Raw genomic sequence first — 21,009 nt, 5'->3', positions numbered from 1 at the left:
CGCGCGCTGTTCGCTCTGGCCCGTCTGCGGTGCGCTCACGTTTGCACCCGGTTCGGCGCTGCGCTCGACCGGCGTGACCCGGGCTCCTGTTGGGCGCCCGACGCGGGTGTCCGGGATCGCCGCGTCTCCCTCGGCGCAAGGCACCGCCCGCCTCGCGAAGCTCGCCGAGCATCCCGGAGGCACCTCGCCATTGCCGTCAACGACGGCCTATCGTCGTCAACGACGACCCGGGGAACGGTTACTCGCCGATCGTCGAGCGGTCTCGTAACTTGCGCTGCGTGGCTCGGCCGTCAGGGCCGGCCGTCAGGGTCGGCCCACCACTTCCTTGGGGAGGCGGTTGTCAGATGCGCCAGTCCTTGCCGCTGTGCCGGGATTTGGAACTGTCCGACTGCTGCTCCTGGCGCTCCCGCTCGATCTCATCGCGCTGCGCATCAAGGTAACGCAGGGCCTCAAGCCGCTGCGCTTCCCGTTCCTCGGGAGTCTGTTGCTCGTACTCCCGTCGTGCCTGGGCGATGCGCTCGCCGAGCGCCTCGGAGTACGGTCCTACTCGCAGTGCCTCACGCAGGCCGACGCGACCGGAGAGAACCTCCCGAGCCATTTCCTGGAGGGCACCGTTGCCCGATTGGCTGTCCGCAAGCCGCTGCAGCGACTTGCGCAGGGCCCGGGCTCTGACCTCGTCGTGCGCGATGTTCATCAGGTCGGCGTCGCCGATCTGGGGCTCCTTGTCAGCCATGCGCCTCGTGCTCCCTTCCGCCCGCAACCTAAGCGACGGCTGGATTGTCGTAAGTGCCGCCGACCTCGGGGAAGTCCTGCAGGTGGCTGTAGACGGCCGCAGCGAGCCCTTCGATCGTGCCCACCCCGCCGTTGACGATGGCTTGGGCGTTGCCGAACGTCTCGGTGGCGTCGGCCCACATCTTGAGGATCCGGGTCACCTCGAGGGCGGCCAGGCCGTAGCCGACCAAGGCGCCCGCACCGGTCCACGACAGCAGGGTCCCGGCAGCCAATTCGATCCCGACGATGATCAGGCCGTCGATGATCCCTCCGAGGTAGCCCTTGATTGCTTCGGCGGCCGAGTACGCGGCATGCGCCAGGTACTTGTAGGCGTCGGCGAGGGAGTCGAGGGTCTCACCGCTCTGAATGAGCTTCTTGGCCAGTTCGTCGAAGTACACGTAGGCGGAGTCGGCGGCATGGCCGTTCCACGTCGCATCCAGTGCTTTGTTGCCGGAGGTCAGGTTGTTCGCGATATCGCCACAGGCCTTGCCGATGTTCTGCCAAACTTCGGCACATTTGACGAAGGATTCCCAGTCGCCCGCGAACCATTGGGTCACTTCGTCGAGAGGGTTGAACCCGAAGACGGCGTTATACGCCTCGGTGATCCAGTATGTGGGGCTGATCAGGTCGCTGGCGTCGTTGAAAAGGTCGAGCAGCGCACCCTGCGAGAACTCTTCAGGCTTCTTCGGCGGTGTCAGGCGGCTTGACGGCTCCGCTGTGTCGGTGAACCCGGACACTTGACGTCCTCCATGTACAGGGTCAGAGATCAGCGCTTGCTGCTGGGGTAGGTGGCGTCGAGTTGGGCCGCGGCGCCGTGGTCGGTCTCGCGGTAGTACGCGGCGCTCTTGGAAAGTTCCTTCTCCGCTGCGCGCAGTACTGACTCTGCCTTGGTGAGCGCTGTGGTGACCCGTTCCAGGACGCCGTTGTGTGCTCCGGCGACCAGGCCGAAGAGGCCTTCGTTGGAGACTGCGACATTTCCGTACTGTCGGGCGTAGCGGCCGGCATGCTGCGAGTCGTCGGCGGCTCGTCCTGCCTGGTCGGCAAAGCTGTCGAGATCGTCCGGTTGAACATCGAATCCCATACACACCCCCGTGTCCGCTTCAGGCCGTGGGGTACGTTACCCCACATGCAGAACAGGAATGACGACGGTCTTCAGGGGGAACTGAACCGCTCTCCAAGGTCCGGAGCCTACGGTCAGGAACCTCGTGCCGATGTATGGCACCGGATCAGACTCAATGTCCTGGGGCTCTCATTGCTGCTCGCGGCGATGACCGGGCTGGGCTCCGCGGCTCTGCTCTTCGTGGACGGGAGCGTTCCCGTCGGTCTTGTCGGTCCTTTGTTGATGGCAGCGGCGGCGGCGGGCGCGATCAGGGGCTACCGACGACGTGAGTGGGTCTGGGCGCTTGGTTCTCTTGTCGTTACGATTGCCTGGTTCGCAGCGCTTTCGGTGGTCTTGAACTGACCTACTGAAATCCGGAATCGCAAGCACCAAATGCTGACATTCGCAGACTCGGCAACGGTGATGTCGGATAACGGCGGATGCAGTTCATGGATGCTCTCGCCTCACTGAGCATGGGCGTCCAGGCGCGGTGGTGGGTCTTCGGGCGGAGGATGCAACCAGGTTGTGAGGCCGGCAGTAGCTGTGCCGGTCGAGCCGGTCGAGCAAGTTGAGCCAGTTGGAAAACGCCGTCCATTTCATGACGGCCACTGCGGCCTGACTCGCCACTCGAAGGACTCCGACTCCGGCTTCCAGCTGCCGTAGCATCGCCTCTTGCGTGAACCGCCTGCCGTGGGGGCACCCCGAGACCTGAGGACCGCAAGCGATGGATGCGACAAGGCAGTTCGCCGGTTGGGACGAGGCCGCCTTCGACGTGTTGTTGCGTCTTGACGGTGAGCCGTCGCAAGACGTGATGCGCGAGGTGCGCAAGGACCGCGAACGCCTTGTGCGGCAACCGATGGTCTCGCTTCTCCATGACTTGGCCTGGGCAGATCCCGCGTTCGAGGATCATTCCGTGTGGCGGTACGGGAAGACGTCGTGGTGGTGGCAGAACCAGTCTGCTGTCGTACGTGTCGCCCGGAACGTGGAGATCAGCCTGCGCTTCAACCTGGATGGCCTGCACGTGCAAGGTGCATGGTGGTACGCCGACTCCGTTCAGATCGGCAGGTTCAGGGCGGCGGTCGCTGCGGAGCCAAGCGGCTCCGAACTGGGAGACCTCTTGTCCGACCTGCGGAGCAAGGGGTTTGAGATCAGCGGGGACCTTCTCAAGCGTGTGCCCCGGGACTACTCGCCCGACCATCCTCGAGCAGACTTGCTGCGCCACCGATCGCTTCTCGCCGTGCGGCACCTCGGCTGTGACGGATGGCTTCAGACACCGGAGGCGGTCGACCGGGTGCTGGCAACACATGAGCAACTCGAGCCACTGCTCAGCTGGTTGACCGCCAACGTGGCGGCTGGCGGTTAGGCCGATGGGGGGTGGTGAGTGCTGACGCCTGTCGCAACTTCCCAAATCATTTGGGTCGTTGATGGCGAGGCCGAGGATGTAAACGCCCCCTGCCGGTGAGGCCGAGTCGGCGTAGAGCGCTCAGGGCAGTCTTTGGGACCTCACTGTTCAGGAGGAACTCGGCTTCGGCTCGGGATGACCTCCTGGCGGCGGCTGGCCGAGTGGACCGAGGCCGGTGTGTGGCCCCCGCTGCACGAGGCCCTCGTCCCTTCGTAGCGTGAACCCCCTGGACTTCTCTCGGGCGGCGGTCGACGGCTCCCACATCCGCGCGTTGAAAGAGGCCGCAGGACGGGACGAAGCCTCGTCGACCGGGGTGGTCACCGATGCTGGCGGGCATTCCCTTCGCCGCCACCTTGACCGGCGGCAACCGTAACGACGTCACCCAGCTCTCCCACTCCTGCAAGCCGTGCAAACGGTGCTGGGGGCAAGCGAGGCCGGCCTCGTTGCCGCCCCGACGTGGTGCTGGCTGATCGCGGCCATGGCCATGACAGGTGCAGCCGTCTCGTCTGGGACCTCGGCGTGGAGCCGCTGATCGCCCGCTGCGGCGCCGAGCATGGCTCTGGCCTGGGCAAGTAACGCTGCGTTGTAGAGCGCGCGTTCGCTCACCTGCACTGGTTCCGCCGCCTGCGGATCCGCTGGGAGACCCGCGAAGCCTTCCTCACCCTCGGATGAGCGCTCATCTGCCGACGGCGACTGCGTGCCCTGGCGACCGATGCCGTGGATTAGGTAACCGCTGTTAGCCGGTTAAGAACTTCCTTGGGAGTGAAGCTCCAGCCGACCAGGCGCGGCCCGGTCCAGTTGATACCGATCACGAGTCCATCCCGGGCGGCATCGGGCACTACGCGATCGCACCAGGTGTCCAAGGGCATGGACTCAGCGCGGAGCCCACGCCCCCAGAGCTTCGCTGCCCTCTGGGCGCGGAGCGAGGTCGACCAGAAGGGAAGACTTCGCGTGCCGTCCGCGGAGAGGTGAGTCGGGCTTCCATCGTCATCCCGAACGAGCCAGACCACTCTGCTTTCGCGGACGTCTCGGAAGAACGCCGCCGCTTGCGAACCGCTCTGACTCATGGCCACCGGGCTTACTGTTCCCCGACACCCATTTTGGTCAGGAGTTCTTGAAGGTTCCGCCGGTAGGGGGATTGGATTGAGGTGAGGTCGGGCCGTTCGACCGCAGCGAGGTGAGGCGTGTCATCTCCTCTTCCGAGAGTCGCAGCGCGCCGGACGCCACATTCTGCGCGAGGTGGTCCGGATCGCCGGTCCCCGGGATCGCCAGCACATGCGGACCCTGCTGCAAGGTCCAGGCCAGCCGGACCTGTGCGACGGAGACGCCGTGTGCGCGGGCTACGGCCTGTACCGCCTCGCGGTCACTGGTAGCTGGACCCGCCTCGCGTCCGGGACCAGCGATCGCGAAGAACGGGACGAAGGCGAGGCCGAGTTCGCCGCAGAGCCGCAGGAGCGCCCGGTCCTCGCTCGACGCACCGATACCGTAGGGGTTCTGCACGCAGACGACCGGGGCGATGGCTTGGGCCTCGGCCAGTTGCTCGGACGTGACATTGGAGACACCGAGGTGACGGATAAGCCCGGCCTCGCGCAGCTCGGCCAAGGCGCCGAAGTGCTCGCCAATCGAGCGGGTCCGCCGGCTCGGTGGTACGCGGAGGTTCACCACGTCCATGTGATCGCGACCGAGTTGGCGCAGGTTCTCCTCGACCTGGCCGCGCAACTGCGCCGGCGAGGCCCACCACCACGCGCCCGAGGGATCGCGGCCCGGCCAGACCTTGGTTGTGATGACCAGGTCCTCCGGGTATGGCGCCAGCGCCCGGTTGATCAGCTCGTTGGCGGAGCGCGTCGCCGAGAAGTAGAACGCGGCGGTGTCGATGTGGTTCACGCCGAGCTCGATCGCCCGCCGGAGCACGCCGATCGACCGATCGCGGTCCTGCGGCACGCCGCTGCCAAAGGGCGCGGTACCAGTCAAGCGCATGGCGCCGAATCCGACGCGGTTGACGGTCTTGTCACCAAGTCGCCAAGTACCCGTGGCAGGTGCGGTGTTCGTTCGTTGGCTCATTGACATGGATCTCCTCATGCGGTTGGGAACCAAGAACCGATAAGTGGGGCGCGGCGCATTCAGGACCCTCGACAGGGCGAGGACCCAGTACCGAAGCAGGCGAGCCCCGGGCATGAAAAAAGCCTCCCCGGCGGATCGCAATCCGCGCCGAGAAGACTCACGTGATGACCATCATTCTAGCAGGGCAGGACATCCAACAGCAGGTCATCGGATACGGCGGCTTGGAGGGTGAGTGTCCCAGCATAGAGGTACCAGACGCGCCGGATGAGGTACCCGAGGGTGATGACGGCGCTGGCCAGAGCGACGAGTTCGTGCCTTCAACCACCCAGCGCCCGGGCCTGCTCGGGGGCCTTCGCACCGCGCTTGGCGATCTACCGTGATCCCTATCGCCGGAAGGTCCTGGTGGGCATGCCGTAGGGGTAGCCGCCGTCGGCGATCGTGGTGGTCTTGCCGACTGCGGCCTCGGCACCGGACTCCTCCCACGCTTTGCAGTCGTTGCGGTTCCCGGCGAGCGGCCGGCCGACCACGACGACCAGGCGGTGTCGGCGTCGATGACGACCTGGTGGTTGATGGAGTACCGGTAGTTCTTGGACTGCTCGGCAATGGCGTGGTCGCGGGTGGGGGCCAGGGTGCCGTCCACGATGAGCACGGTGTCCTTGGCGAACCGCTTGCGTGGCTGGAGGGCGAGCATCGGTCCAAGGTGGTCGATGATTCGGTCCGCCGCCGACTTCGAGACCCCGAACAGCGGGGCGAGCTGCCCCGCGCACTCGCCGCAAGAGAGCGCCTTGGCTACGGAGCCGTGGGCGGACAGCAGGTTGAGTCCGAGGCCGATTATGTGGTCGTAGGCGGCGATAACAAGCAGCCTCAGCGTCTCCATCACCCCGGCGGCGCCGCAGCGTGGTGGCGTAAGAGTCCTTATCAGCCGCGCGCTTGTATCCGCGGCCGAAGACCCGCACATGTGCCAGCAGATCGACGACTCCTGCGTCGCTGATGCGCGGGTTGTGGCAGCCTCACGGATGACGGCTTTCACGGACAGGTAGCAGGCCGAGGAATTGGTCGCGGATCGGGTCGAGAATGCATGCTGGGACGGCAGGCACGGATCCCCTGGTGGTCATGAAGCATAGAGAACGCCATGATCGGGCGATCCGTGCCGCGGCTGCCCTCGATCGATGGCCCGCTGCATGGACGTCGTACTGCGTTGGAAAGGGGCCCCGTCCGTGCGGGCTGTCCGCCCCGCCCCTCAGCCGACCGAATCCGAGTGGAACTCCATGGTCAGGGCGTCAGGTTTGACGGTGATGACGGCCTGGGCGCGTGGTGGGCGGGAGGTCATCTCGAACCGGGGCCAGAGTTGGAGGATGGTGGCGAGGATGATCTGGAGCTCGACCCATGCGAAGTTCTCGCCGATGCACTTGCGTCGACCGTCGCCGAAAGCGAGGAAGGACCCGCGGGTGGCTGCGGCGCGGTCCGTCTCCCAGCGGTCCGGGTCGAAGGTGTCCGGGTCGGGGTAGTAGGCGGGGTCATGCTGGTGCAGGTAGGGACTCCACACGACGTCGGCCCCCTCGGGTATGAGATGTCCGCCGAGGACGATGTCGCGGGCGGTGGTCCGCGTCACCATCCAGGACACCCCGTATTTCCTGATTGCCTCCTGCAGAACCCGTCGGCCGTAGGGGAGTTGGTCGAGGTCGTGGTATCGCAGCGGCCGGTCCTCGCACACTGAGGCCAGTTCCTCGCGTAGCCGCCGCTCGATGGCGGGATTCCTGGCGATCTCGTACAGCGCCCAGGCGAGAGTGGTGCCGGTGGTCTCGATCGCGCCGGCCAGCAGGGTGATGGCCTCGTCCTGGAGTTGGCGGCGGCCGAGTTGGTCTTCGACACCGATCAGCGTCTTGAACAGCCCGCCCTGCTGACGGCGGGCCTCGGACGTGTGCGGGCACGCCTCGGTGCCGGTCGCGCCATCTTCCGACGCGGGTCCCGATGTGCCGTCCGCCCAGGCGGATCCACGCGGGGCGGTGTGATGGTCAATAGCCTGGTCGATCAGCGCGCGCAGGCGGGCGACCCGGTCGGTGTGCGCGCGGTTGGCCGGCAGCGGCAGCCGCGAGATCCAGGGCGGAAGAATGACCTGCCGAATCGTTCCTCTCATGATTTCGGGCATGAGGGCGGTGAACTCGCCCTCCAGGTGTGCGGGTAGGTCCGCGCCGAACACGGCGACGAGGAACGTGGCGAGGGTGATCTCGTTCATGCCGGCGAACATGTCGCGCGGTTCGTGCGCGGGCCAACCACTTACCATCGTCCGCACCTGCTCGATCATCGCGTTGCCGCGCTCGGCGATGTGCGCCTTGCTGAACATGGGCTGCATCAGGCGGCGGTTGCGCAGATGCGTGTCGCCGTCGGCGACGGTCGCGACTCCGTCGCCGAGGAAGACCCGCAGTGCGTCGTAGTACTTGCCGCCCTTGGGAAAGTGGGCGGCGTCGGTCACCAGGACACGCCGGGCCAGTGCGGGGTCCGTGACCACGTAGGCGGGTGTCGGGCCGATGCGGATGCGCACCACACTGCCGTGCTCGCGCAGTGAGGCGATGAACGGCAGCGGGTCGCGGACGAGGCGCAGTCCGTGTCCGATCAGCGGGAGTCGGCCGGGGGCTGTGGGGGTGGGGATGGGTGCCGCGGTGGGGGCGCTCATCACGCGTTCACTCCTCGTGGGGGAGGGATCAAACGCCCGGATACATGCCCATGACAGCTACTCTCGATGCGCCGTGTCGACGATCCTTGCGTCACAAATCGACCACTCCGAGTGTGCCAAGACCCAGACCGCACGCCCGGGCGGTCCCAGGGCGGCGCCCCTCATTCACCCCGCGACGTCGTCCCCTGCACCCGAGCCCACCGCGCGGCCAGCCCGTCTCCTTCCCGCCCCCGCAGACACGCCTCCCGCGCCCCACAACTGTCCACCACCTGGCTGAAACCCAACGGCCGAACAGACACCTCCGCCAGCCTCGCTGCACCGCGCGAGACTGCGGTCCGCCCCCACACAGACCGCCGCCCCGCCCGCACATCGCCCCCGTCCTCCCGGACTGCAGAAGGCCTGTAACCCGCTCGCGCCACCGATTGTCAGTGATCGCCGCTAACGTTCCTCGCATCGTCGCACTGGCGCCGGGATGTCTCCGGCTGAACTGTGCTTTCTTCTTGCTGTCTTGTGTGGAAGGCGGGGACTCGTGGGTTGGCTCTCGGCGGGTGACGGGTACGAAGTCGCCCTGGTGGACGGGCGGGTGGCGGCGCGTGCCACCTCGGGCCGGGCTGCGGGGCGGCAGCTGAAATCGCTGCCGCGCGCGCTGCGCGACCATCCTGAGGTGGACCGGCTGCGGCGGTTCGCCGAATGGCTGGATCGGCACGCCACGGCATGCGTCGCGCAGGTCGACTCCTGGATGGTGTCGTCGCTGCCCGTCCCCACCGGTCTGCTGGCCCGGGTGTGGCCGGACGAGGCCTGGCAGTCGGCGCTGCGCGACCTCGCCGTGGTGGGCGACGATCCCGACGAGGTCGGGTTCCTGCGCGGGGCCACGGAGGACGGCGAGTTGCGGGTGGTGAACCTGGACGGCGAGACGGTACGGCTGTCCCCGCGTACGGTCACGCTGCCGCACCCCGTGCTGCTCCCGGACCTCGACGACATCCGCGAGTTCGCGGCGGAGCTGGGCATCGTCCAGCGCGTGGAGCAGATCCACCGCGCGACCTGGCATCGGCCCGAGGACCTCGACCCCAAGGCCACCGAGATACGGGAGTTCACCGGAGGTTCCTTCCGGTCCCGCTTCGCCCTGGCCGCACGGGCGAGTTCACTCGGCTACCGCGTCTCGGGGGGCTACTCCACGGCCCGGGTCCGCGACGGCGGCCGCACCGTGGAGGCCGGTGTGTGGATCGGCGAGCCGTACTGGGAGGACACGGTGGAGACCGGCAGCCTCACCTGGCACGACCAGGACGGCCGCGCCCTGCCGTTGCGCGACGTGGGCCCGGTGGCCTGGTCGGAGGGGATGCGGATGGCCGCGGCGCTCTACGCCGGGCGCACGATCGAGGAAGGCAAGAACGCATGAGCGGGGGGACGCGGGTGTCGTACGAGGAGCTGCTGACGGCGGGCGCGGTGCTGCCGCCGGATGTCGAGGAGGCCGGCGAGCGGGCGGTGCCGCTGACGGCACGCGCCTACCGTCACCCGGGCCTGGAGGACCGTGTGGTGGTCCGGCTGGTCGCCGGTGAGCTGGGCGCCGCCGAGGACCTGGCCGCCGGGTTCCTCGGCCTGGAGCAGGCCGCGGAACCGGCCGTCGTGGGTCTCGGACTGCGCCAGTCGCTGGGCTTTCCCGAGTGGGTGCTCGTGCACCACCCCGAGGACGGGCACCACGCGTTGGGCGTCGTACCGGATCTGGAGCGGGCGGCCCGGCAGGCGAAGTCCCGGCCCAAGGCCGCGCTGGACGCCTACCTGGACCTCGGTCAGCGGCTGGCCGCGTCGGTTCCGCACTTCCTGCCGACCTTCTACGAGCAGGCCGGGCGGGTGTTCCTCGCCGAGGAGAACGCCACCTACGCCGCCCAGTTGTTCACCCGGGCCCGCAAGGCTGAGGCGGAGCACGGGCTGACGGTGGAGGAGGAGCGCCTGGACGCGGTGTTCCTGGAGTTCGCGCTGGCCGGCGCGCTGCCGGTGAAGGTGCTCTCGGCCTACGGCAGGGAACTGGTCGCCCGGGTGTCCGCAGAGGAGGCGCTGCAGCGCTTCACCCGCCTGTGCCTGCGCCGCACCGCGGGCGGACTGCCGCCGTCCGCGCAGATGGCCAACGACCTGCGCAAGCTCGCCCGTGGCGCGGGCCAGGACGCCGACCGGGCCGAGCAGGACTACCTGGCCGAACTGCTCGGCCTGCCGGCCACGCAGCGCGCCGCGGCCGGCTGGTGGAAGGGGCACCGGGCCGCGCTGGTGGCGCTGGCCGAGCGGGAACCGCGGGTGCGCGGCACTCTGCTCGACATGCTTCCGGCCGGCGCCGACGAGGACATGCCCGTGATGTGGCTCGAGGTCCTGGAGTCGTCCGGCGCGACGGCCGGCCTGTGGGACGACTCGCTGCCCGCGGAACAGCGGCCGAGTGACGGCACGGCGGGCTGGCTGGAGCGCTTCCTGACGTTCAGGGAGCGGGCCCGGTCCTGGCGCAGTTCCACCCGGATGCCGGAGCTGTACCCGCTGGTGGAGCGTGCCGCGGCCCGGCTGCGCACCGAACTTGCCGCGTCCGGGCGTGGGTTGAGGGTCACGCATGACATCGACCTGATCGATCTCCTGCTGTCCCTGGACGTGCCGGTGGCCGCTCCCGGCAAGAGCCAGGAGCTGCCGCTGACCGCGTGGGCCATCGGCGAAGGGCAGCGGGAGCTGACCCTCCTCGGCGCCGACACGCGGTTCCGCGACGCCTTCCTGCAGGGCGCCGACCGATTCCACAGCGGCGACCAGGCGCTGCGCGCCATCCGTCTGCTGGCGGCCTCACCCGGCGGCCGCCCCTGGCTGGCGGAGTGGGTGAGCTCCGTGGTGCGCGACTTCACCGCCGTAGGCCTGCCCGGACTGCCGAACGCGCTGAACCGGCTCGGGTGGCTGCCCGCCGAGGCGCTGGCGCTGGCCGAGGACGACGTCCGCGCCGCCGTCCGCACCGACCTCGCACCGGTGCTGGCCCGCACCCTGCGTGCCGGAATCTTCGACGAACTGGGGTGGCCGGCCTGGGAAGAGGCGACGACCGATCTCGTCGCCAAGGACCGCGTGCAGGACATCGTGGTCGCCGACGCGTGGCCCCACCTCGTCGTGGCGGGCAAGGCCCAGGCCCGGGTGATCGGCGCGGAGGGCACTCTGCTCACCCACGACCTGCGTCTGCCGGCCAACGACGTCTCGGGCGACCCGGGCTTCCACCACGTCGACGGCGAACTCCTCGTGTACTGGAACTCCCGCAGAGACGGCCTGCGCGGTTACTGGCACTCGCGTGCCGACCGCATCGAGTCCCTCAAGGGCGCGCACGCGACCCGAGGCACCGAGATGGACTGGTACCGCGGCGATTTCCCGATCACCCTGCCCCTGCCCGACGGCGGCCGGACCACCGGTCGCGGTGTCGTGCACGCCGGCGACACCACCCTGCCCGACGAACGGCCGGTGCTCTTCGACGGGTCGTCCTACTGGGTGTGGCACGCGGACTCCGAGGACCGTGAGGCGCACGGCTGGTACGAGTACGACCCGGCCACGAACGAGCGCGGGCGGATGAGCAAGCCCGCCTTCCTCGCCGACGCCCTGCGCGAGGTGCCCACCGGCAGCAGCTACGTGGGCGGCAGGCTGCGCCCCGCTCCCACCACCGACGCCACCCCGGTCTGCGCCCCCGTGGACGGCCTGGTGGGTCTGCGCGTGGTGCAGCTGCCCGACGGTTCGCGGCGCGCCGAGGACCTCGCCGGACACACCGTCACGCTGCCCGCCACAGTCGGTGTGCCGAACGCGCTGGTCGTCTTCCCCGGGGCGGAGCGGGCCACGGCCGTCGTACGCAACAACTGGCAGCTCGAACTGGTCGACGCCGACGGCGTCAACACCGCTTGGGCCAAGACCGACCGCACCCCCGGAGACTTCGGCGAGGGCACCCTGCTGCTGCCTCCCGTGCAGTTCTGGGAGTTCCTGACGGCCCGTGACCCGCAAGGGTCCAAGGCACTGCGGACCATCGACCGGGACACGGCCGCGGCCCTGCTGGCCGCCGCGGCCGGCAGCGACGGCGAGGACGGGGAAGCGCTGACCAACGCCATCCGCACCCTTCTCCCGGTCAGCCACGACGCGCTGGTGAAGGGCATCGCCGGAGTCGCCCGCTACGCCGCGGCCCAGCAGGCCGTACTGGACGCGGCGGCCACCCGGCTGACCCGCGCCCTGGAAGGCGGCCGGGAGGACGAGGGCCCGGCGGGACCGGCGGACGCCAAGCTCCTGGCGGCGATGAACGGGCTCGGCTCGTCGCGCAGTTACTGGTGGAACCGCGACGACGAGGCCGACACCGTCTTCCGTGCCCTGCGCGTCCTGGCCCGGGCCACCGGACTCGCCGACACCGCCCTGCCCGACCTCACGGACGTCCGCCTCCACCTCGACGGCCACCCGCTGCCCTCCGGACAGCCCGACCTGGAGACGCTGCTGGAGAGGGCGACGGCACTGGCCTACCGGGCGGCATCCTGCACCACCGCCGAGGAGCACCGCGAAGTCCTGCGCACTCTCCTCGCCGAGTTCGACCGCCTCGGTCTGACACCGGACGACTCCACCGCCTGGCGCAAGGTGCATCTGCACCTGGAGGCGGCGCCGCTGCGCACCGCCGCGGGCGGATGGCGCGACGGTGCGTGGACCGGTGTGCTCCCGCTGGTCGACGGCGCCTTCATCGCCGTCACGGGCCGCCGCTCCCTCGACGACGACGGCGCTTGCTTGGCGGGCTACTTCCACGACCCGGCCGGACGGTTCGAGACGCCGGCGCCCTACAAGTCCCTCGAGTCACGGCCGCTGGGCGAGAACCCGGTCCCGGGGCGGATCCGGACCTTCCTCGCCGAACTGGCCGAACGCGGCCCTGCCCCCTGGTTCCCGGAGGCCGCCGAGGAGTTCGCCCGCCTCACCGGCGTGACCGAGACGATGGCCCGGCTCGCCGTGGCCGGTCTGCCGGGTATCGACGTCTATGAGCGCAGCTTCCTCAGCACCGAGGCACGCAATCTCATCGGGGTGAAGGTGGCCCCGGCTGCCGTCGCCAAGGACGAACTGCACGGCGTCGACGGCGCGGTGCGGGCCGGGGTCGTGGGCGCCCTGCTGCCCGCCGAGCCGGCCCGGCTGTGGACGGAGGGCCCGGACGTGGCGGCGGCCGCCGCGGTGTGGAACGCCAAGGTGGGCAAGCGGGTCGCCGTCCCGGAGGAACTGCTCGGTGACGCGATCCGCGCCTTCCGACACGCCTCCTGGCCCATCCGGCAGGCGCTGCCCGCCCTGGTGGACCCTGCCTCCTCACCCCGGCTCAGCCGGGACCTCACCTGGGCGGTCAACGGCGACCGGGTGCGGCCCGTCGGCGACGACACGGACGGGTTCACCGCGGAGACGCTGGTCGGCGCGGTCGGCCTGACCGCCTGGCTCGCCCACCGGCTGCCCGCCGGCGACCCGGTCCGCGCCGCGCTGCCCCCGGCGCTGACCGCCGTACGCGAACGGCTCGCCCATCCCGGACTGATGCTCGATCTGGGGCGCTACATCAGCCTCCCCGACTTCCGTAAGACCGCCGGCGCCCCCACCGAGACCGGCCCGGGCTTCGAGCGGTACGGAGCTGTTGTCCTGGCCACCCACGACGACCAGCCCGCCCCGGCCCTCCGCGTCGACCTCCTCGACGAGGCGGGCCAGGACCCCTACCTGCCCGCGGTGCGCGTCGACAACCAGCGGCCCTACGCCGCCGAGGTGGCGCTGCGCCTGGTCCGCGACCAGGGGTTCGCGGCGCTGCTCGCCGACCCCGGTGAGCCGATCGCGGGGGAGCGGGGCAAGGACGGCACCTGGTGGCCGCAGGATCCCGGCCGTTCGGTTCCCGAGCTGGTCACCGAGGTGGCCAAGGAGTACGGGCTGGGTGAGGATGCCGCCACGCTGTATCTGATGCTGCTGGCCATGCCCGACCCGACCGACCGGATGACGGCCCGGTGGACGGGCTGGAAGCCGGCACGGCTGAAGGCGGCGCGCGCCGAACTGGCCGCCACCGACCTCGTGGTCGAGGCCAGCCGGACCCGGGCCGGCCGGTCGCTGTTCCTGCCCGGCGGCTGGGTGGAGCAGTCGGCCCCGCGGGTGCCGCTGGAAGGCTGGAAGCTGCCGCTGTTCGGCGAAGTGAGCGACGAACACGTCCCGTTCGGCGTGATCGTGCCGTTCGAGCCGGTGGCGGACCTCTACCGCAGGGCTTGGCAGCGCGTGCAGGACGGCGACGCTCCCCGCTTCGAGGAACTCAAGGTGCGACGCGGCCGCCGCCGCTGACGTACCACCGGCCAGGGGTGCCGCCCACCGGTGGCACCCCTGACACCCCTACGCATCGACACCGACCGAACTACCGAGCAAGGACATCCATGCCCCTGACCGACACGGTGACGGCCCTTCCGGCCCGGCAGACCCTGCCCGCCGAAGAGCGCTTCGCCACCGAACTCGCCTTCCTCGCCGCCCACGACGACGGCCCCCGCCCGCCCGGCTGGCTGCTGACACCCCGCGCCGTGATCACCTTCGTGTGCGGCAGCGGCTGCGAAGCCCTCAAGCTGTCCGAGGCGCCCGAGGGGCTGCCGGACGAGCTCGTCATCGCCCCCAAGTTCGTCGGTGAACGCGCCCTGGTGGAGCGGTGCGTGGTCACCCTCGCCGGCGAACGCGGGCTGCTGCTCGTCGGCGAGCCGGGAACCGCCAAGTCGATGCTGTCGGAGCTGCTGTCGGCGGCCGTCTGCGGCACCAGCGCGCTCACCGTGCAGGGCACCGCCGGCACCACCGAGGACGCCCTGCGCTACGGCTGGAACTACGCCCTGCTCCTCGCCCAGGGCCCCACCCCACAGGCTCTGGTGGACTCGCCGGTGCTCGCAGCGATGCGCGCCGGAAAGGTCGCCCGGGTCGAGGAGATCACCCGCTGCCTGCCCGAGGTCCAGGACGCCCTGGTGTCGATCCTGTCGGACCGGCGGATGAGCGTGCCGGAGCTGTCCGGCACCGACGACGCCCAGGTCGCCGCCGCTCCCGGCTTCACCGTCATCGCCACCGCCAACCTCCGCGACCGCGGAGTGTCGGAGATGTCGGCAGCCCTCAAGCGCCGCTTCAACTTCGAGACCGTGCACCCGATCGCGGACGTCGAGGCCGAGACCGAACTCGTCAAGCGGCAGGCCACGGCCGCCGTCGCGCGGGCCGGCGCGGCCTTCGGCGTCGACGACGCCGTCCTCGACGTCCTGGTGACGGTCTTCCGCGACCTGCGTGCCGGACGCTCCGCCGAGGGCTGGGACGTGGAGCGGCCGGGCACGGTGATGTCCACCGCGGAGGCCGTGCAGGTCGCCGTCTCGCTCGGGGTGGCCGCCGCCTATCTCCCGGGCGGCGACTCGCTCGACCTGGTGCCCGGCCATCTGCTGGGCGTGGTCCGCAAGGACGACCCGGCCGACCACGCGCGACTGCTCGGCTACTGGGACGGCCCGGTGCGCCGCCGCGCCGAGGACGGCTCGGCGACCTGGCGGCGCCTGTGGGACCTGCGGGAGAACCTTCGGTGACCCTCGCCCTGGAACCGAGGGCGGCCCTGACCGCCCTCGCCGACTGTGTCGCCCCGTACCTGCTGGGCGTACGGCACCACAGCCCCGCGCTCGCCGCCGTGGTGCCCGCCCTGCTGGACACCGCCGACGCCGAGGTCGTCTGCGTGGAACTGCCCGCCGACTTCCAGTCGTGGCTGCCCCATCTCGGCGCGCCGGGCACCGTCGCCCCGGTCGCGCTGGCCGGAGCCGGCGAGGGCGGCCGCCTCGGCTTCTACCCCTTCGCCGACTTCTCACCCGAACTCGCGGCGATCCGCTGGGCACGCGAGCACGGGGCAAAGGTCGTCTGCTGCGACCTGCCGATGGCCGATCCGCGATGGGGCGCCGACGGCCCCGCCGCGGCCGAGCAGGGCCGAGCCCCCTCCACCGACGCGCCCACCGCGTTCGCGGCGGCGCTCACCGCGTCGGGGACCGGCCGTGACGGCGACGACATGTGGGATCGCAGTGTGGAGGTCCTCGCCCCGGGCTGTACCCCCGAGGCCGTGCGGCGGGCCGCGCTGGGCGTGGGCTGGGCGCTGCGCCGTGATGCCGAGTCAGCGGGCGGCGTGCCCGCGGTCGACCTGGCGCGTGAGGCCCACATGCGCGAGACGATCGCCCGCGCCTCGGCCGACGGCCGCCGGGTCGTGGCCGTCGTCGGGGCCTTCCACGCCCCGGCGCTGACCGCCTGTGGGACGGCGGAGCCGGCTATGCCGGTTGACGCCGAGGACCACCCGGCCGTGGTCACCTCCCTGGTGCCGTACGCCTTCAACCTGCTGGACTCCCGCTCCGGCTATCCGGCGGGCATCCGCGATCCACGCTGGCAGCAAGAAGTGTTCACCGCCGGCGGCGACCCCGAGCGGCTGCACGACGCGGCCGCTCGGGCGATCACCGGCGTGTGCCGCGAGCTGCGGGCGGCCGGACACGTCGCCGGCACCGGCGAGGCACGCGAGACCCTGCGGGTGGCGTGCGACCTGGCCCGGCTGCGCGGACTCGCGGCACCGGGCCGCGGTGAGGTGCTGGAGGCGCTCACCACCGTCATGGGGCAGGGCGAGCCGCTCGGCCGTGGCCGGGCGCTGGCCCGTGCGCTGGAGACCGTCCTCGTCGGCACCGACCGAGGCCGCATCGCCCCCGGCACGCCGCGCTCCGGCCTCGGCCCGTCCGTCGAGGCCGAACTCGCCGCGTTGCGGCTGCCCGGACCGGACGACCCCGCACCGCGCGAACTGCGGCTGGACCCGCTGCGCTCGGCCCTCGACGGCCGCCGCGAGATCCTCCTGCAGCGGCTGACGGTGTGCGGAACCGGTTACGGCGAAGCGATCCAGGTGGCGGGCACCGGCGACGCGGCCGCCCTGACCACCCGGTGGCGGCTCGCCTGGACACCGGCGGTGCCGGTCCGCCTGGACCTGGCCGGTATTCGGGGCGTCACCGCGGCCCTGGCCGCCGAGGGCACCCTGCGCGAGACCTTCCGCAGGGAGGCCGCGGAGGGCGGACCCACCAGCGCCCTGGTCCTCGCGGGACTGCGCGACGCCGCCCGCTGCGACCTGCCCGCCCTGGTGTCCGAGCGGCTGGCCGACGCCGCCGAAATCCTCCCCGCCTGCGCCACCCTGCCCGAACTCCTCACCGCTCTGGACCTGTTGGAGGCCCTGCGGCGCGGCCATCTGCCCGGCACCACACCGGAGAGCCGGCAGGGTGCCGCCGAACTCGCCGCGGAGCTGCTGGAGTCGGCCGTACGCTCCCTGCCGGGCCTGGCGGGCAGCGACGACCCGAAGGACGCCGACGCCCTCGTGGCGCTGGCCTCACGGGCGGGCGAACACCGCCTCGGCCTGCGCATGGACGACGCCCTGGACGACCTCGCACGCCACGCCTCCCCGCTCATGCAGGGTGCCGCGCTCGCCGCCCGGGTCATGCTCGACCTGGACGACGCCGCCACCCTCGGTGACCGTGCCGCCGGCTGGATCGACAACGCCACCGCGCCGGACGCGCGGCACGCGATGAACCGCCGGCTCACGGGGCTGCTCACCGGCGCCGCACCACTGCTCCAGTCGGCGCCGACCGCGCTGGACCCGCTGCTCGACCGGATCGACACGCTCACCGACCAGGGCTTCCTCGACCGGCTGCCCGCCCTGCGCGGCGGCTTCGACACCCTCAGCCCGGCAGGCCGCGACCGGCTGCTATCCACGGTGACCGAGCGCCTCGGCGACCGTCTCGACCTGTCGCTCACCGCTTCCCCGCGGCTGCTCGCCCTGTGGACGGCCGCCGACGCGGCCGGCCGGGCGGCGGTGACGTCCCTGCGCCCGCCGCTGGGAACGGGGCTGGACGGCACGGCGCGTACCACGGCGGATGCGCCCCCGTTCCCGAAGCGGCCGGTGTTCAGCACCCCTTCCGACCGACCCGCGCCCGTCGAGGCACCGGCCGGCCCCGCCCCGCACCTCACGCCGGCCGACCGCTGGCGCCTTCTGCTGGGCCGGGAGAGCGAGAAGCTGCCGGCGAACGCCCGCCGTCTCGCCCACGCGCTCGACGAGCTGTACGGCACCGGCCGCGGCGAAGGCTCGGCGGACCTCGGCCGGGAGGGCGGACAGGGCGGTGGTCAGGAGGCCTCCTTCCCGACCGCCCGTGAATGGGCGCAGGAACTCGACGCGCTGTTCGGCGCCGACGTCCGCGAGGAGGTCCTGGCCCGGGCCGCCGACCTGGGCCGCACCGACGTCCTGGCCGAACTCGACCCCAAGGCCGTACGCCCCTCGGTCGATCTGCTGACCTCCGTGCTCTCCCTTGCCGGCGGGATGCCCGAGCAGCAACTCGCCAAACTGCGCCCGCTGGTGCGCCGCTTGGTCGACGAACTGGCCAAGGAACTGGCCTCCCGGCTGCGCCCGGCGCTGACCGGACTGGCCACCCCTCGTCCAACTCGCCGTCCGGGAGGCCGGATCGACCTGCCCCGCACCCTGCGGGCCAACCTCGCCCACACCCGTCGGACCGACGACGGCCGCACCCTCATCGTCCCGGAGCGGCCGGTGTTCAGCACCCGTTCCCGCCGGGAGGCGGACTGGCGGCTGATCCTCGTGGTCGACGTGTCCGGGTCCATGGAGGCATCCGTCGTCTGGTCGGCACTGACCGCCGCCGTCCTGGGCGGAGTGCCCACACTGAGCACCCACTTCCTCGCCTTCTCCACCGAAGTGATCGACCTGACGGACCGCGTCGACGACCCGCTGTCGCTGCTGCTGGAGGTACGGGTCGGCGGCGGCACCCACATCGCCGCAGGCCTGGCCCGGGCCCGGTCGCTGGTGACCGTCCCCAGCCGGACCCTTGTCGTGGTGGTCAGTGACTTCGAGGAGGGGTATCCGCTCGGCGGACTCCTGGGCGAGGTTCGGGCCCTCGCGAGCTCCGGGGTGCACCTGATGGGCTGTGCCGCCCTGGACGACACCGGCACTCCCCGCTACTCGGTTCCGGTGGCCCAGCAGCTCGTCGCCGCCGGTATGCCGGTCGCCGCCCTCAGTCCCCTCGCCCTGGCCCGCTGGGTGGGCGACCGCCTCCGCGGAGAACACCGATGAAAAGCGAACTGCCCCCCGTGGCACCCGAAGTGGTCGCCGCCGCCGTGGAGCAACTGACGTCCCGGCTCCGCAAGAAGCTGGACGCCACGATCGAGACGTACAGCACGTTGCCCGTGATCATCGACGGCACGGTACGGCGCGTGCGGTGCGGTGAGGACGCCGAAGTCACCCTCACCCCCGGCCCGTCGGGGGCGATCACGGACGCCGCCCAGGCCGAGTGCAGCTGTCTGCTGGCACCCCGGTGTCTGCATCGCACGGCGGTCCTGGGAGCGGCACCGGTGGCCGATGCCGCCGATGAGCCGCCCGAGAGCGGCGCCGAGGCGGCCGAACCGGACGTCGGTGCGGGGGAGCCGGGCGCGCAGGACACCATCGAGACCGCCGCACCGCCGACCGGCCCGACCGCGGTGCAGGTCACCGTCGCTGCCGGTCTGTGGGCCGCGGCGGCGGCGGTGCTGGCCGCCGGGGTGCCCGGCGCGGGCGCCGTGCCGCAGGCGGAGTTGTTGCGGGCCGCGCACACCGCCCGGCTCGCCGGCCTGCACCGGGCCGAGGCGGCCGCCCTGAGGGTGGTCCGCGCGCTGCGCGCCGCCCGCGCCCGCCATGACGGCCACCGGCTGTCCGACCTGGTCGCGGGGCTGCGGGAGTTGCTGCTCACCAGCGGCCTGCTCGCCGCGTCCGACCCCGACCCGTCCCTGGTCGGCACCGCACGGCGCAGCTACCGCCCCGGCGGAAGCCTGAAAGTGCACGGAGTGTGCCGGGAGCCGGTCATCTCGGCCACCGGCTACGGCGGCGTCGTCACCCACGTCCTCGCCGACGACGGGCGCTGGTTGTCCGTGTCCGACGTCAAACCCGGTGGAACGGCGCGGGCACGCGGCGCCGCGACGGCCACGGTCGCGCTCGGCTCCGGCAGCCTCGATCACGCGCAACTCTCCCGGGGCGGCCTGCTGATCTCCGGCGCGACGCTCTCCCCGGACGGCCGCCTCGGCGCCGGAAAGGGTGTGCGGGCCACCCCGGTCGCGGGGCTGTCCTGGACGTCGGGCCCGCTCGCCCGTCTGTTCGCCCGCCCGCTCGCGCAGGCTGCCGCGGCACAACTCGCCCCCAGCGACGACCAGGAGGGGTTCGGGGCGGAGGCCGGTGGACTGATCGGCTGTGACGTGATCGTCGTAGGAGCAGCCGAGGACCACTTGTTCGCGCGGGAACTGACAACCGACGGAGCCGACGAGGATGGCCTGTTGATCCGGTTGGTGCCGGCCAACGGCCACCCGGAGCTGGCCCATGCGGCCAACTTCCGCAAACTGGCCGCCCGCCCGGGACTGCGGCTGCGCGTCGTGGGGCGCCTCGATCCCGATCGTGCCGCCACACTGCGGCCGTTGGCGGTCGGCCCCGTGCCGGACGGTGCGGCGACGCTGGCGCTGCCGCCCGAGTGGGCGGGGCACGCCGATCTGGGGTACGACCGGCTCGAAGGCGCGCACTTCCCGCCGGCCGGCGAACTGCCCCCCGTGGAGGGTCCGGCCGCGTTGCCGCCGGATCCAGTGGCCGAGGCGCCGCTGTGGCGGCTGCGGCGCCTGGTCGAGGTCGCGGTGTCCGGTGGCCGCCGGGCCGCCGCGGAACCCGCCCGGGACGGTGACCGGGCCTCGGGTGCGGCGGCGCTGCGCCGCAGCGGTTTCCGGACGGCCGCGGAACTGGCGGCTGCGCTCGCCGCGGAGGCGGACCGGCGGGGCCGCGACGTGTTCGGCCGCACCCAGGAGACCGATCCCGACGGATACGCACGGGTGTGGCTGAGCGCGGCGGTGTATCTGTCGGGCACGGAGCGGGCGTTGGTGAAGGCGACGTGGCAGCCCGCGGTGGCCGCGTGACGGCGGCCATGTCCCGCCCGTGAACTGCAGGGGCGG

Annotated in this window: 13 protein-coding genes and 2 pseudogenes; 8 read left to right on the top strand and 7 right to left on the bottom strand. The window is 71.4% G+C overall.

The features are described from left to right. Positions 1-340: 340 nt before the first annotated feature. The 3 genes from FBY22_RS20905 to FBY22_RS20895 are packed head-to-tail and all read right to left on the bottom strand — an operon-like array spanning position 341 to position 1,852. On the bottom strand, positions 341-733 hold the full coding sequence (locus FBY22_RS20905; protein ID WP_142148178.1) for a hypothetical protein: 393 nt from the start codon (positions 731-733) through the stop codon (positions 341-343). Positions 734-761: 28 nt separating this feature from the next. Beyond that, on the bottom strand, positions 762-1,508 hold the full coding sequence (locus tag FBY22_RS20900; protein ID WP_142148176.1) for a hypothetical protein: 747 nt from the start codon (positions 1,506-1,508) through the stop codon (positions 762-764). A gap of 29 nt (positions 1,509-1,537) precedes the next feature. After that, complete coding sequence (locus FBY22_RS20895; RefSeq protein ID WP_142148174.1) at positions 1,538-1,852, bottom strand: type VII secretion target; 315 nt, start codon at positions 1,850-1,852, stop codon at positions 1,538-1,540. A gap of 45 nt (positions 1,853-1,897) precedes the next feature. Between FBY22_RS20895 and FBY22_RS20890 the strand changes: the two genes are divergently transcribed. From FBY22_RS20890 to FBY22_RS45230, 3 genes and pseudogenes are all read left to right on the top strand, one after another. Continuing rightward, entirely contained in the window at positions 1,898-2,233 is a 336-nt protein-coding gene (locus FBY22_RS20890) for a hypothetical protein (protein WP_142148172.1), read from the top strand. A 361-nt stretch (positions 2,234-2,594) separates the two neighbouring features. After that, positions 2,595-3,233 (top strand): DUF2461 family protein, encoded by a 639-nt coding sequence (locus FBY22_RS20885; RefSeq protein ID WP_142148170.1) that lies wholly within the window; start codon positions 2,595-2,597, stop codon positions 3,231-3,233. Between the two features lie 171 nt (positions 3,234-3,404). Further along, positions 3,405-3,944: pseudogene (locus FBY22_RS45230) on the top strand (transposase); the annotation flags it as partial. Between the two features lie 50 nt (positions 3,945-3,994). Here FBY22_RS45230 and FBY22_RS20875 read toward each other — a convergent pair. The 4 genes and pseudogenes from FBY22_RS20875 to FBY22_RS20860 form a co-directional block, all read right to left on the bottom strand. Next, on the bottom strand, positions 3,995-4,339 hold the full coding sequence (locus tag FBY22_RS20875; protein ID WP_142152423.1) for a DUF2750 domain-containing protein: 345 nt from the start codon (positions 4,337-4,339) through the stop codon (positions 3,995-3,997). 37 nt (positions 4,340-4,376) lie between these two features. Further along, the gene (locus FBY22_RS20870) at positions 4,377-5,333 is read right to left on the bottom strand and encodes an aldo/keto reductase (protein WP_142148167.1); all 957 of its coding nucleotides are present in this window, start codon (positions 5,331-5,333) and stop codon (positions 4,377-4,379) included. 416 nt (positions 5,334-5,749) lie between these two features. After that, positions 5,750-6,090: pseudogene (locus tag FBY22_RS46020) on the bottom strand (transposase); the annotation flags it as partial. Positions 6,091-6,573: 483 nt separating this feature from the next. Next, entirely contained in the window at positions 6,574-8,007 is a 1,434-nt protein-coding gene (locus FBY22_RS20860; protein WP_142148165.1) for a cytochrome P450, read from the bottom strand. Positions 8,008-8,536: 529 nt separating this feature from the next. On the opposite strand from FBY22_RS20860, the gene FBY22_RS20855 reads away from it, so the two are divergent. From FBY22_RS20855 to FBY22_RS20835, 5 genes are all read left to right on the top strand, one after another. Then, entirely contained in the window at positions 8,537-9,403 is an 867-nt protein-coding gene (locus FBY22_RS20855) for a DUF4132 domain-containing protein (protein ID WP_142148163.1), read from the top strand. Next, on the top strand, positions 9,400-14,313 hold the full coding sequence (locus FBY22_RS20850; protein ID WP_174267226.1) for a DNA-binding protein: 4,914 nt from the start codon (positions 9,400-9,402) through the stop codon (positions 14,311-14,313). Before FBY22_RS20855 ends, FBY22_RS20850 begins: the two co-directional genes overlap by 4 nt. Positions 14,314-14,402: 89 nt before the next feature. Next, positions 14,403-15,563: an AAA family ATPase gene (locus FBY22_RS20845; RefSeq protein WP_142148161.1), complete on the top strand. Its 1,161-nt coding sequence runs from the start codon at positions 14,403-14,405 to the stop codon at positions 15,561-15,563. Beyond that, on the top strand, positions 15,560-19,120 hold the full coding sequence (locus FBY22_RS20840; RefSeq protein ID WP_142148159.1) for a DUF5682 family protein: 3,561 nt from the start codon (positions 15,560-15,562) through the stop codon (positions 19,118-19,120). Before FBY22_RS20845 ends, FBY22_RS20840 begins: the two co-directional genes overlap by 4 nt. Next, complete coding sequence (locus FBY22_RS20835; protein WP_142148157.1) at positions 19,117-20,973, top strand: hypothetical protein; 1,857 nt, start codon at positions 19,117-19,119, stop codon at positions 20,971-20,973. Before FBY22_RS20840 ends, FBY22_RS20835 begins: the two co-directional genes overlap by 4 nt. Positions 20,974-21,009: the final 36 nt, after the last annotated feature.

This window comes from Streptomyces sp. SLBN-31, assembly GCF_006715395.1.
In the GTDB taxonomy this organism is placed as follows: domain Bacteria; phylum Actinomycetota; class Actinomycetes; order Streptomycetales; family Streptomycetaceae; genus Streptomyces.
The sequence above is the reverse complement of the archived record's forward strand: the minus strand, read 5'-3'. Positions and strand labels throughout refer to the sequence as shown.